At 69.1% G+C, this 13,847-nt stretch carries 10 protein-coding genes; 1 reads left to right on the top strand and 9 read right to left on the bottom strand.

The window, feature by feature from the left end:
* The first annotated feature begins 53 nt into the window (after positions 1–53).
* Entirely contained in the window at positions 54–968 is a 915-nt protein-coding gene (locus PG878_RS07085) for a DUF72 domain-containing protein (RefSeq protein ID WP_209029714.1), read from the top strand.
* Positions 969–1,224: 256 nt separating this feature from the next.
* On the opposite strand, the gene PG878_RS07080 is transcribed toward PG878_RS07085, so the two are convergent.
* From PG878_RS07080 to PG878_RS07040, 9 genes are all read right to left on the bottom strand, one after another.
* Entirely contained in the window at positions 1,225–2,343 is a 1,119-nt protein-coding gene (locus PG878_RS07080) for an FAD-dependent oxidoreductase (protein WP_311186030.1), read from the bottom strand.
* Positions 2,344–2,388: 45 nt separating this feature from the next.
* Entirely contained in the window at positions 2,389–4,458 is a 2,070-nt protein-coding gene (locus PG878_RS07075; protein WP_209029712.1) for a LodA/GoxA family CTQ-dependent oxidase, read from the bottom strand.
* Positions 4,459–4,495: 37 nt separating this feature from the next.
* The gene (locus PG878_RS07070) at positions 4,496–5,866 is read right to left on the bottom strand and encodes a hypothetical protein (RefSeq protein WP_311186029.1); all 1,371 of its coding nucleotides are present in this window, start codon (positions 5,864–5,866) and stop codon (positions 4,496–4,498) included.
* A 500-nt stretch (positions 5,867–6,366) separates the two neighbouring features.
* A complete protein-coding gene (locus PG878_RS07065; protein WP_160960052.1) occupies positions 6,367–7,041 on the bottom strand; it encodes a YitT family protein in 675 nt (224 codons plus the stop codon).
* A 175-nt stretch (positions 7,042–7,216) separates the two neighbouring features.
* A complete protein-coding gene (locus PG878_RS07060) occupies positions 7,217–7,816 on the bottom strand; it encodes an MFS transporter permease (protein WP_209029711.1) in 600 nt (199 codons plus the stop codon).
* A 707-nt stretch (positions 7,817–8,523) separates the two neighbouring features.
* Positions 8,524–10,023, bottom strand: a complete 1,500-nt coding sequence (locus tag PG878_RS07055; RefSeq protein WP_209029710.1) for a GGDEF domain-containing protein — start codon at positions 10,021–10,023, stop codon at positions 8,524–8,526.
* Positions 10,020–11,300: a WD40 repeat domain-containing protein gene (locus PG878_RS07050; RefSeq protein ID WP_209029709.1), complete on the bottom strand. Its 1,281-nt coding sequence runs from the start codon at positions 11,298–11,300 to the stop codon at positions 10,020–10,022. Before PG878_RS07050 ends, PG878_RS07055 begins: the two co-directional genes overlap by 4 nt.
* A gap of 149 nt (positions 11,301–11,449) precedes the next feature.
* Positions 11,450–12,580 (bottom strand): PilT/PilU family type 4a pilus ATPase, encoded by a 1,131-nt coding sequence (locus PG878_RS07045; protein ID WP_209029708.1) that lies wholly within the window; start codon positions 12,578–12,580, stop codon positions 11,450–11,452.
* Positions 12,581–12,707: 127 nt separating this feature from the next.
* Positions 12,708–13,745, bottom strand: a complete 1,038-nt coding sequence (locus tag PG878_RS07040) for a type IV pilus twitching motility protein PilT (protein ID WP_010344138.1) — start codon at positions 13,743–13,745, stop codon at positions 12,708–12,710.
* Positions 13,746–13,847: the final 102 nt, after the last annotated feature.

The following is a 13,847-nucleotide window of genomic DNA, read 5'->3' as shown; positions in this document are numbered from 1 at the left end:
GCCTTGGCGCAGCCTGCACGAACGCTGCACGCCGCCGCCGGCATGGTCGGCGCATGGCTTTGCGCATCGGCATTTCCGGCTGGCGCTACCCACGCTGGCGTGGCGTCTTCTACCCGTCCGACCTGACCCAGCGGCGGGAGTTGGAGTACGCCGCGCATTGCTTCCGCTCGGTGGAACTCAACGGCTCGTTCTATTCGCTGCAGACCCCGAAAAGCTATGCCGCCTGGCACGACGCCACCCCGCGCGGCTTCGTGTTCGCGGTCAAGGGGCCGCGCTTCGTCACCCACCTGAAGCGGCTGCGCGACTGCGCACAGCCGCTGGCGAATTTCTTCGCTTCCGGCCTGCTCGGATTGGGGCCGAAGCTGGGGCCGCTGCTGTGGCAGCTGCCGCCGTCACTGGCTTTCGATCACGACCTGCTGGACGCGTTCCTTTCGTTGCTGCCACGCACCAGCGAGGCCGCCCTGGCGCTGGCGCGCAAACGCGACACGGCGCGCATGCGCGAGCGCAGCCTGCTGCAGATCGACCGCAACCGGCGCCTGCGCCATGCGCTGGAAGTGCGCCATCCCAGCTTCGCCACGCCCGAGGCGGTGGCCTTGCTGCGCAGGCACCGGGTGGCACTGGTGCAGGCCGACACCGCCGGCAAGTGGCCGTATCTGGAAGACGTGACCGCTGACTTCCTGTACCTGCGCCTGCATGGCGATGCGCAGCTCTACGCCAGCGGCTACGACGACACGGCGCTCGACGCCTGGGCCAGGCGCATCGACGCATGGCACCGCGGCAGCGAGCCGGCCGACGCACAGCGGGTCGGCCCACGCGCCCCGGCGCGGGCGCGGCGCGACGTGTATTGCTACTTCGACAACGACATGAAGGTGCACGCACCCTTCGACGCGCGGCGCCTGGCGCAACGGCTGGGCGTGCCGACGCCGTGCCCGGCGCGCGGCGACAGCGACAGCGACAGCGAGAATTGAACGGCATCTCGCCACAAGCGGCGTGCCGGGACTGAGGGTCGCAACCATGACGTTGTCTGGTAGGAGCGGCTTCAGCCGCGACCCAGCGTTACCGGCAAGGCCCGTCGCGGCCGAAGCCGCCCCTGCGCACGGCCTTTCGTCGCGATGAAAGGATCGCGGACATCACGCCTACGCGCACCTGACTCTCCAGCCGTACTCAAGGACGCGCTGCCGACGCACTGGGCGAAGCAGGCGCCGCACTCCAGCGCCCGCCGCCTCACCCCGCCAGCCGCGCCTGCCAGAACGGCGCCTGCGCCCAGCGCCGCTCGCGCGCGTACAAGGCCCCGCGTTCGCGCAAGTAGGCGCGGAAGCGCGCGAACACGCCGTCCTGGTACACCGCCAGCGGTGCCGGGCCAGCGCCTTGCAGATGCGCCGCCAGCGCGTGCGCGGCCGCCTCGCCGTCCTGCAGGGCCTTGACGATGCCATGTGCGGTCAGCGGATCGTAGGCGCTGGCCGCGTCGCCCACCGCCAACCAGTCGGCGCCCACCACGCGACTGAGGATCGCCGATGGCCCCAGCGCCGCGATCAGGCCATCGGCCTCGGGCGCGCGCGCCGCACCCTGCGCCAGCCACTGTGCGACATGCCGGGTCTGGTGCGCCGCCGCCAGCCACACGTCGCGGTCCAGGAAGTGCCGTTGCCGGCGCGGCTCCAGCGCCAGGGCCAGCATCAGGCGCTGGTCCGGCAACTTCGCCGCATACCACCAGCCGTCGGCGCAGGCCTCCAGCAAGGCCTGCGACGGAATCGCCTGGGACCGCTCCAGCGCGAATACGCCGGCGACGAAGGCCAGGCAGTCCACTTCGTTGCGGGCAACACCCAAACGCCGCACCGCTGCGGCGGCGATGCCGCTGGCATCCACCAGGAACCCGGCGCGCAGCCGGCGCACGCCACCTTCCTCGCCGTGCAGTTCCAGCACGTGATCGCCATCGGCGGCGCGGCCGACCGCACCCAGCCGCAGGCCGCGCATCAGCGTGCCGCCCTGCGCGGGCACCGCCGCGGCCAGCATCGCGTCGAAGGCGGCGCGGTCCACGTGCCAGCCCTTGCCCTGGCCGGCGACGATGAAGTCGTTGTAACCCAGCTCCGGCCGGCCCCAACTGGCGCAACTGCCGGCCGAGGCCAGCGGCCGTTGCGCCAGGAACGCCTCCCACACGCCCAGCCGCTGCAGCGCCGCGCTGGCGGTCGGCGCCAGCGCCTCGCCCAGCCGCCAGCCCGCGGCGCGGCCCATGTCGAGCACGACCACGTCCTCGACCCCGCGCGCGGCCAGCGCCAGCGCGGTGGCGCAGCCGGCGGCGCCGCCGCCGACGATGGCGACGGCATGGCGATCCGCAGCGGCGGTCACGACGGCAGTCTCAGGCAAGGTCATCGCGCGCGACACGCTCCGGCGTCACACCAAGGGATCGACCGGCATGTTCGCCATCGGCCATGGCGCCACGAACTCCTGGCCCGGATCGAACTGGCTCGCCACTTCGAGGAACAGTTCGGGCGGATACGGCGGCTTGCCGGGGACCTGCGCGATCTGCGCGCCACTGATCACGAAGCCGACCTTGGACCAGTTGGCGACGAAGTCCGCGTACGCCTGGAAGCGCCCGGCCCTGGTCGGATACGGGCTGTCGGTGCCGGCGCCGCGCACCGAGTACACCTGTTGCCCCAGATACCAGGTGTCGTCGTCCGGATCGACCTGGCACAGCGCCGCCGGGTAGACCGCGAACGGCCGCTCCGCCGGCCACGACCAGAACAAGGTGTTGTTCGGATTGACCGTCTGCTGCCCCGGATTGGGATCGGGCAGATGGGTGGCGCAGGAGTTGTAGTCGGTATGCCAGGGCACCGACATGAACTTGGACAGATCGCCCGGCTCCACCGGATGCGGTTGCAGCGGCACATAGCCAAAGCTCAGGAACGCGCTGTCCTTGCTCGCCTTGCTGTAGTCCAGCGGCGCCTGGTTGATGCGGAACGGACCGCAGTCCAGGGTCTTCCAGTCCTGCACGTAGAGATTGACGTCGCGGATCGGGAACGACACCTCGATGCCCGGGCTGTAGCGGCCGCCCAGGCAGTTCTGCAGGGTGACCCGATCCAGCGCTTCGCCAGGCCCCAGCGTCGGCGCGCCCACCTGCACGTAGTTGTTGCCGTGCCACTGGCTCAGCAGGAAGTACTGGGTGGAACTGACGCTGAGGAAGCTCTTCTGCGCATCGCCCAGCGACAGCGGCATCATCGGCGAGCCGGTCTCGGTGTCGGCGGCGGACGCCGGATCGCGGATCAGCGTCTTCAGGTTGGGAATCTTCGCGCTCGGATCGTCGGTGGGCTGGATCTGCCCGATCATGTCGTGGCCCTTGACCGCTCCCGACGGCAGGTTCGTGTTCCAGCGCTGCAGCATCGCCGCGTGGAAGATCGGCTGGATGTCGTCGCTGAAGGACGGCTGGTAAGTGCCGACGAAGGCGTTGTTGGCGTACAGCGACGGCACCAGGCCCAGCGCGCGCACCCACACGTCGTAGACGTCGTCCCAGGTGGACACCACGTTGCGGGTCTGCGGCGCATAGCCCGGGTCGCCGGTGACGTACCAGGCGCCCTGCACGCTGGCGGTGGTGCCGTCGTTGAAGATCAGCACGGCATTGACCGGGCCATCGGCGGCATCGTCGTACCACAGGCCGTTCTCGGTCGCGTCCTCCAGCGGCGGATAGTTGCCATCGGCGCCGATCACCGCCGAGGTCCGAGCGAAGCCGCCGGCCACGATCAGCGCGCCGGTGGCCTCCGTGCGCATGTCGCCCAGCGAATCGAGCTTGCCGAGCGGTTCGTGCAGCGTATGGAACATCGAGGGGAAGCTGACCGGATAGGCCGGTTGCGGGTGGATCGTGCCACTGGCATCGGCGTAGCTGGCGGTGGTGGTCATGTCGAACGCCACCACGTCGCCGCCCGCGGCCGCGGCGCTGAGTGCGCGCGGGCCTGCATCGATGACCAACTGCCGCAGACGCGTGGGATCGCTGGGATCGGCCGGATCGGCAGCATCGGGATAGTTCGGATTGCGCAGCTCCAGCAAGCCGGGGGACTCGTAGGCACCGATGCCGCGGAACTGGCCGCCCTGGCTCACCGTCGAATAGTTGTTGAGCTTCTTGTTGGCCAGATGCACGGTCCAGACGATGTCCTTGACCGTCTTGCCGTCGATCGTGCTGCCGATGTCCACGCGCACGCCGCCGCCGTTGGGATAGCTGCCGGAACTGCCGCTGGGGTAGGCGTAGATGTGGAAGCGCGCCGCCTGGCGCTTGACGTTGCCGGCGGCATCGCGGAACTGCTCGGCGGTGATCGGCGTGGACTCGGTGCCGGGCTGCACCGGCAGCCCGCCCATCAGCCCGTCGGCGCCGCGCGTGCCTGCCGCGGTGACCGGCGCGAGATAGAATTCCTGGCTGTCGCCGACGCGGCCGATGCCGATCGCCGGATGCACGCGAAACACGTTGCTGGTCATGGTGACTTGCTCCTGATCCGGATGAGAGGGACGCGCCTCAGCGCGGCGTGGCCGGCCGCGCCGCCGGCGGTGCCTTCTGCGGCAGCTGCGCCTGGAAGTAGTCGTTGATCACCACGTGGCTGATGTTGACGTTCAGCCCCGGCAACGACTGCGCGCGCGGATCGGGCGAGATCACCTGGGTGGTGTTGTGGCAGGCGAAACAGTTGTTCTGCGTGCTCTGCACCTGGGTGAAGGTCTCGATGGTGGAATTGGACAGCTTGATCGAGCCGGTGAGTAGCGGCGGCGCACCTTCGGGTGTCGGCGAAGGAATGCATTCCAGGGCCGAACCCGGTTGGAACGTGCAGTTGGGCGCCAACGCATCCTTGGCGACGAACCAGATCGCGCCGACCTCGAAGTAGTTCTTCCACACGTCGTTCAACTGGCCCTGCACCGACGTGTTCATCGACTGGATGTTGGCGATGTTGCAGTCCTGGCCGCTCGGGCATGGCTTCTGCCCGCCGTACGGCACCATGCGGCAGACCTGGGTCACCGGGCTGAGGGTCTGGGTCTGCGCGTTCAAGGTCAGCGCACCGGCACCGGCGGCGTTGACGTTGCACTGCTCGATCGGCGTGCCGGCCTTGTAGAAGGTCCAGTCCTTGTCGGAGACCGGCTGGCCAGGATTCAGCGGCGCGTCCACGTCCGGCGCATTGTCGCGGTGCTCGAACGTGGCCCAGATCATCTCCGGATGGCCGTTGACCGTGCCGCCGATGTGGAAGCCGACCAGCGCCACGGTCTGGGTTTCGGTGTCGCTGGTGGCGACGAGCTTGCCCTTGCGCATGCCCACCTTGGCGATCGTGGCCTGCCGGGTATAGAACGTGGACACGTCCTCGCCCGGCTGCACCACCTTCCACGCCGCCTTCAGGGTCATGCTGCCGACCGGAAAGGGCGTCTTCGGATCGAAGGCGCGCAACGCCTTGGGATCCTGCAGGTGGTTGCTGGCCATGAACTGGCCGAACACGTCGTTGGAATGGATCGAGTAATAGACCGCGCGCCCGTGCCGATCCACCAGCACGCCATCCGGGCCTGCCTGATCGATCAGCTCCACCGTGCGCGCCTGCTGCGAGCGACCGATCAACGGATCGAGCACGCCGTTGGCGACGCCACCGATGCCGTCGCTGGGCATGGTCAGGAAGCGCGGCTGCCCGCCCACGTCCTGGGTCAGCCACAGGAACGCATTCCACGACCACTGATGGAACTCGCAATTGCTGCTGGACGCGAAGCCCGCCGAATCCGGTGCCGGCGTCTGCGCATGCGGGAACCACGACGGCGCTGGCGGCCCCGGCGGCGTGCACGCCGCTGCGCTCGGTGCCGGCCCCGGCGTGGGCGTACCGCCACCGCTGCCGGGCTTCGGCCGCGACCCGGGATTCACGGCAGAGCATGCCGCGACCACCACACAGACCAATGCCGCGAATCCCATCGCACGTTTCATCGCACTGCCCTCGTTCCGTGGAAAAGCTGTAGGCGCCGGCATCCGCCGCAGTGCGCCGGACAGGCGGCACCGCGCCGCCGCGCAGGCGCGGCGTCGAACATCGTGGTCGTGTCATGCGGGTGGATCGCGCTCCCCGCGATCGCATGCGCCGTCTGTGCGCACTCACCCTTGCTTCGACAGCAGCATGCGCTGCGTCACACTTGGACAGCAAGACCAATCCGTAGACACCGCGGCGATTCCGTAGACAGTTGCCGTGCCGCGAGGGCGATGTCGCGCGCAGCACGGCGCGACAGTGTGTCGTTGGCCTGCGGGCGGCGCATGCATGTCATGCGCGACCAGATCGGTGCGTACAGATCGCGCGACGTTCGCGCATCCGCGAGGAACACCTGCATGCGACGATGCGCACGTCGCCGATCGCGCGACGGCGACCGGCCGTGGACTCACACGCCCATGTAGCGCCCGGCGCGATGGTTGAACATCAGCACCAGGCTCAGCACCACCGCGCCGATCGCCGAGTACAGCACCTGCTGCGGCGCCAGCAGCCAGAACGCCACCGCCATCAGCGCCGCGTCGAAGCTCATCTGCACCTTGCCCGCGCTCCAGCCGCGGCTGCGCTGCAGGTAGACCGCGAGGATGCCGACGCCGCCCAGGCTGGCGCGGTGGCGGATGAAGAACAGGATGCCCAGCCCGACCAGCGCGCCGCCGACCAGCGCCGAGAACAGCGGCGTCATCGTCGCCCACTGCGCCCAGCGCGGCAGCAGGTCGGTCAGCAGGCCGCAGGCGGCGACCGCGACGAAGGTCTTGAGGGTGAATTCCCAGCCCATGCGCCGCACCGCCAGCCAATAGAACGGCAGGTTGACCAGCACGAACATCAGGCCGAAGTTCCAGCCCAGCGCGTAGTGCAGCAGGAAGGCCACGCCAGCCATGCCGCCGATCATCAGGCCGCCATGGGCGAACACCGCCAGCCCCAGCGAGGCCACCAGGGTCGCCAGCAGCATGCCCTGCACGTCCTCGGCCACGCTGTGGCGCAGCGCGCGCGCATCCTGCATGGTGCCGGCCGAATCCGGCGGCGGGGTCAGCGGTCCGGCGGTGACGACGGTGCCGTCGTCGGGCAATGGGTCCAGGTCCGGACGCAGATCGGAATCGGGAAGGCTCACGGGAGGGGCGCAGCGTGGGGGGCGGTATTAGACACCAGCCAGGCAGTGGTTGCACATGAAACTTTGATGGCGACCTGCACGACTGCAGAGGATGGGCGAACGCGCTGCCAGCCGCCGCCGGCCCACTGCCGTCCTATCGAGCCGGCAAGTCGATTTCAATGTGATGCTGCGACCACACGATCGCCGTCACCATTCCGACCATCACCAGCAGCGCCACCGGCCCGGCGACGGCCAGCCACGTCCACGTCCACGCGTTGAACCGCTCCGCCGCGCTGCGCGGCAGGCCGCGCGCCTGCTTGAACCGCGCCAGCCGCTGGTTGACCAGCAGGAGCGGCGTCCAGGTCAGCAGCGTCAACAGCGACAACGCGGAGGGCCACGCGCCCAGCAGGCTCAGGCAGACATAGGCCAGCGCCGGCCCGAGCCAGCCGACCAGCGCGCCGCGCTGTGCGCCGATGGTGCGTTCAAGCCCGCGAAAGCAGGCGAACACCCAGATCAACGAGAACACCGAGCGCCACACCGGCGAGATGCGCCGGCGCCCGGACAGCAGGCGCAAGGCGCGCCAGTTGCGGTAGAACCAGTACAGCGCATACCAGCCGAAGCTGCTCGCGCACAGCAGCGCCAGCTTGGCCGCCGAGGGCGCGAACAGCATGGACAGGGGATCGGCGGTTGCCGCAGCGGTCTCGGTGTCGGGCAGCGTGGCGACGGGAGCGGCGTAGGGATTGTCTGTTTGCATGCGTGGCATTCTGGCTCACCGTACCCTCATCCGCCCCTGCGGGGCACCTTCTCCCGGCGGGAGAAGGAACGGCTAAAGCCCCTCTCCCTTCGGGGCAACAGGGTGCGGCTTGCGCGTCACTGACGCGCGCACCCTGGAGCGCCCGCGCCGCAAGTGGGCCGGGGCGCGGAGCGGGGGGTGGGGTGAGGGTCCGGCGCGAAGCGTCTCGCCGAAACAAGACCAAGAGGCTTCGCCCGTACCCTCATCCGCCCCTGCGGGGCACCTTCTCCCGATGGGAGAAGGAACGGCTAAAGCCCCTCTCCCACCGGGAGAGGGGTTGGGGTGAGGGTCCGGCGCGAAGGCGTCTCGCCGACACAAGACCACGATGCTTCGCCCTACCCTCATCCGCCCCTGCGGGGCACCTTCTCCCGGTGGGAGAAGGAACGGCTAAAGCCCCTCTCCCACCGGGAGAGGGGTTGGGGTGAGGGTACGGCGCGAACGCGTCCCGCCGACACAAGACCACGAGGCTTCGCCCGTACCCTCATCCGCCCCTGCGGGGCACCTTCTCCCGGCGGGAGAAGGAACGGCTAAAGCCCCTCTCCCACCGGGAGAGGGGTTGGGGTGAGGGTCCGGCGCGACGGCGTCTCGCCGAACCAAGACCACGATGCTTCGCCCTACCCTCATCCGCCCCTGCGGGCCACCTTCTCCAGACGGGACTAGCGCAACCCTCAGCGCATCACCACGGCGCGGCGCTGCCGCTTGTCGGCGTACATCTCCGCATCCGCGCGTGCGAGCAGTTCCTCCAGCGCTTCCGCATCCAGATCCCGCAGGTTGCACAGGGCCAGGCCGAAGCTGGCCGACAGTGCGGTCGCGAAGCCGTCGTCGTCGCCGGGTTTGGCCAGCGCCCCGCGCAGCGCGTCGATCAGCGCGTCCGCCCGCTCCGGCGTGGTCAGCGGCAGGTACAGCGCGAATTCGTCGCCCCCACGCCGCCCCAGCAACTGGCCCGGCCGCAGGCAGCGCCGGCAGCGCTTGACGAAGGCGCGCAAGGCGGCATCGCCGGCGGCGTGTCCGAACTGGTCGTTGATCGCCTTGAGGTTGTCCATGTCGGCGACGATCACCGCCAGCGGACGCGGATCCTGCGCGGCCAACTGCAGATCGTTGAGCACCTGCTCCAGGAAGCCGGTCCGCGACAACGCCCCGGTCACCGGATCGCGTACCAGCGCATGGCGCAACCGCGTGTTGTCGGCATAGAGCCCCGGGACCGCCAGGCCGAAATAGCTGTTCGCCGCCAGGCTGATCATGGCGAACTGCAACGCCAGCGCCTGCGCCTCGAGCCGCAGCACCGGCGTGGCCAGCGCGATCAGCAGGCTGAAGGCGGCGATCGCCACCAGCGCCTGCAGCATCCCGTGGGTATGCACGATCCACAGCTGGATCACCACCACCACGAACAGTGCGAACACCACCGCCGGCTGCCGCGGCAATGCGGCGGCCAGCCCCATCACCGCCAGGGTGACGCCGAGCAGCAGCGCCAGCTTGACCAGATAGCCCGAGACGCTGCCGGTGGGCGCGATCATCCCGGAGAAGCGCGGGATGCCCGGCTGCGGCACGATCCGCAGCGCTTCGGCCAGGCGCAGCACCGCGACGATCGCCAGCGGACCGAGCGCCAGCAGGCCGGCGTAGTCGCCGATCGCCCACGGGATCGACTGGGCAAGCAGGGTCGGCAGATCGATGGCGCCGGTGACGGCCAGCCCGGCCCCGCCCAGGCAGGCGGACAGCAGCGCCGCCACGCCGCCGCCCAGGATGAAGGAGGTGACCACGCGCGGCAGGCTGGTCGAGGACACGCCACGGCCGACCCGGCGCAGCAGCCAGGCCAGCCCGCCCCAGATGCAGAACTGTTGCGCGGTGAACAGCAGCGCATAGACCAGCACCGCGCGGTCGGGGACGGCCGCGTGGTCGCTTGCGCGATAGAAACTGAGCAGCGTGGCCAGCACGCAGGCAATGGCGATCGCCGGCGCGCCGCGCCAGCCCAGCACCATGAACGTGGCCAGCGTCACCGCCACCGGCGGGAACCACAGGTTGGTGTGCGGCTGATAACCCAGCACCCGCGCCAACTCGAAGACCGCCAGCCACGCCACCACCAGCACCGCCGACAGCAGCACCAGCGCGCCGGGGCGGTGCGGCGCCGCGGCGCGCGTGCGAAACGGCGCCTCGGCGTCCTCGCCTGTCATCCATCCGACTCCGCGCGGCCACGGCCGATGGCCGAACCGGGGCCGACGAAGGCGGTGACCGTGCTGTCGTCGCTGCCACCCACCACCACCGTGGCACCGCTGTTCAGCCGGATCGGCCAGCTCATGTTGTCCGTGCCATAGGACCATTGCTGCGTGCCGTCGCCCGCGTTCCAGACGGTGAACGCGCCGGGCGTCCCGTCGGGATGGCCATCGGCCAGCCCCAGCCATTGTCCGTCCGGGTCGAACGCCAGGTCGTTGGGCGAGTGCGCACTGTGCGCGGTCCACTGCAGCGTCGCGGCGGTGCCGGCATCGGCGTACACGGCGACGACGCCACCGCCGGTGAGATTGCCAGCGATCGCCACCTTGTTGCCGGCGCGATCGCAGGCCACCCCGTAGATGGTCGTGGCGCCCTCGGGCACCGTCTGGGTCCAGGCCGGCCCAGGCGTGTTCTGGAACGCCGCCACGTCGAACGCGTACAACGTGCCGTCGCTGGCACCGGCATAGGCCCGGCGTCCATCGCCCGACAGCGCCGCGGCATGGACGCGGGCCTGCCTGGGCAACTGCCAGCGCGTCAGCGTCCCCGGTTGTCCGGCGGCGATCGGGAACAGGATGATCTCGCCCTGCGCGCTGGCCACCAGCCCGATCGTGCCATCGGCGGCGATGCCGGTGGCGATGACGCTGTCGGCGCTGTCGCCGGTGCCACCGGCGGTCAGCGCAATGCACGCGGGCGTGGCGGAGAACGCTGCATCGCCCTCGCGATAGAACAGATAGCCCTGCTCGGCACCGGCCAGCAGCGTCCGCCCGCACGCGTCCAGCGCCACCATGTTGCCGCGGACGGGGAGCGCAAAGGACAGCAGCTCGTCGCCGCCGGGAACCGCCCAGGCACCGACGAAGCCCGCATACGGCGACTGGCTCTGCCAGCCGCAGCTGGCCACGATGCCACCGTCCGCCGCCACGTCGACCCAGTACACGCCCTGCCAGCCATCGAACTCCTTCGTCAGCAGACGGTTGCCGGCGCGATCCCAGGCATAGGTGCCGAAACACCCCTGCTGGTTGTCGCCCACGTCGCTGCGCGTGGCCGCAGGCGCGATGCGCTCGAAGATCTTGCGTTGCTCGACCGGCACCGCCTCCAGCCCGGGAATCTGCGACAGGCCGCCGTACTGGTGGAAAAAGGTGCCGGCGACGATGACATTGCCATCGTCGGACACCGCCACCGAGTTGATGTAGTAGCCGGCATGCGGCTGGGTCGACCAGAGCAGTTCAGGCACGTCGTTCATCGCGGCTCTCTCCCTTCGGCTGAAGCGTCCGCCATCGACGGAAGGCGGACGCTGGACTGAAACACGACACCCGTGAACGAAGCGGAGGCACCGCCGAGCGTGGGGCCCTCGCCGCACCGAGCGCCCGGTCGCGCGCCTGCCGGGGCGGCTCAGCGCACCTCGGCGATCTCGACCCCGTCCAGGCCCTGCGCCAGGGTGCGTGCGTCGCCGCCCTGGGCCAGCTTGATGCGCAGGCGCACCTCGTTCTGCGAATCGGCGTGGCGCAGCGCATCCTCGTAGCTGATCTCGCCGGCCTGGTACAGCTCGAACAGGCTCTGGTCGAAGGTCTTCATGCCCAGGTTGGTGGACTCCTTCATCACGTCCTTGAGCTTGTGGATCTCGCCCTCGCGGATGTAGTCCTGCACCAGCGGCGTGCCGAGCATGATCTCCATGGCCACGCGGCGGCCCTTGCCGTCCGGGGTCGGGATCAGCTGCTGGGCGACCACGCCGCGCAGGTTCAGCGACAGATCCATCAGCAACTGGCTGCGGCGGTCTTCGGGGAAGAAGTTGATCACGCGGTCCATCGCCTGGTTGGCGTTGTTGGCGTGCAGGGTGCACAGCACCAGGTGGCCGGTCTCGGCAAAGGAGATGGCGTGGTCCATGCCCTCGCGGGTGCGCACCTCGCCGATCATGATCACGTCCGGCGCCTGGCGCAGGGTGTTCTTCAGCGCGTTCTCCCAGCTGTCGGTGTCGATGCCGACCTCGCGCTGGGTGATGATGCAGCCCTCGTGCTTGTGCACGAACTCGATCGGGTCCTCGATGGTGATGATGTGCCCGGTGGAGTTCTGGTTGCGGTAGCCGATCATCGCCGCCAGCGAGGTCGACTTGCCGGTGCCGGTGGCGCCGACGAAGATGATGATGCCGCGCTTGGTCATCGCCAGGGTCTTGATCACCGGCGGCAGGTTGAGTTCGTCCACGCTGGGAATGCGCGTCTCGATCCGGCGCAGCACCATGCCGACCTGGTTGCGCTGGTAGAAGCAACTGACGCGGAAGCGCCCGACCCCGGCCACGCCGATGGCGAAGTTGCACTCGTGGGTCTTCTCGAACTCCTCGCGCTGCGACGGCGTCATCACGTTCAGCACCAGGTCGCGGCTCTGCTGCGGCGTCAGCGGCGTCTGCGTGATCGGGGTGATCTTGCCGTGCACCTTGATCGCCGGCGGCATGCCCGAGGTGATGAACAGGTCCGACGCCTTCTGGTGCGCCATCAGTTTCAGGAAAGAGGTGAAGTCGATGGTGCTCATGGTCGGCTCCTTCGGAGCTGAGAATCGGGAATGGAGAATCGGGAATCGCAACAGCGGGCATCCGGAAGCGGGAAGGATGGGGCGGTTGCTCTTCCCATTCCCGATTCCCTATTCCCGATTCCCGGCCTCACTCGAACAACCGCTTGTCCTTGGCGTACTCGCGGGCCTGGTTGCGGGTGATCAGGCTGCGCTTGACCAGGTCCTGCAGGTGCTGGTCCAGGGTCTGCATGCCGTTCTGCTGGCCGGTCTGGATCGCCGAGTACATCTGCGCCACCTTGTCCTCGCGGATCAGGTTGCGGATGGCGGGCGTGCCGACCATGATTTCCCAGGCCGCGGTGCGGCCGCCGCCGACCTTCTTCAGCAGCGCCTGCGAGATCACCGCGCGCAGCGATTCGGACAGCATCGAGCGCACCATCGGCTTCTCGCCGGCGGGGAACACGTCGATGATGCGGTCGATGGTCTTGGCCGCCGAGCTGGTGTGCAGGGTGCCGAACACCAGGTGGCCGGTCTCCGCCGCGGTCAGCGCCAGGCGGATGGTTTCCAGGTCGCGCAACTCGCCGACCAGGATGATGTCCGGGTCTTCGCGCAGCGCCGAGCGCAGCGCCTCGTTGAAGCCGTGGGTGTCGCGGTGCACCTCGCGCTGGTTGATCAGGCACTTCTGCGAGGTGTGCACGAATTCGATCGGATCCTCGACGGTGAGGATGTGGCCGTATTCGTTCTTGTTGATGTAGTCGATCATGCCGGCCAGCGTGGTCGACTTGCCCGAGCCGGTCGGCCCGGTGACCAGGATCAGGCCCTGCGGCTGGTCGATCAGCTGGCGGAAGATCGGCGGGCAACCCAGGTCTTCCAGGGTCAGCACTTCCGACGGAATGGTGCGGAACACCGCGCCGGCGCCGCGGTTCTGGTTGAACGCGTTGACGCGGAAGCGCGCCAGGCTGGGAATCTCGAAGGAGAAGTCGACCTCGAGGAATTCCTCGTAGTCGCGGCGCTGCTTGTCCGACATGATGTCGTAGACCAGCGCGTGCACCTGCTTGTGGTCCAGCGCCGGAATGTTGATGCGGCGGACGTCGCCATCGACCCGGATCATCGGCGGCAGGCCCGCGGACAGGTGCAGGTCGGACGCCTTGTTCTTGACCGAGAACGCCAATAGTTCAGCGATATCCATACGCTGCTTTTCCCCTTGGGCTGCGACTGGAAGGATGATTCCCCGGCCGGCAGTATAGCGCCCTTCCCTTTGCCGGAACGCCGCCCGTGCCCCTCTCTCCGC

The sequence above is a fragment of the Xanthomonas hawaiiensis genome (genome assembly GCF_031834635.1).
Classification (GTDB): domain Bacteria; phylum Pseudomonadota; class Gammaproteobacteria; order Xanthomonadales; family Xanthomonadaceae; genus Xanthomonas_A; species Xanthomonas_A sacchari.
The sequence above is the reverse complement of the archived record's forward strand: the minus strand, read 5'-3'. Positions and strand labels throughout refer to the sequence as shown.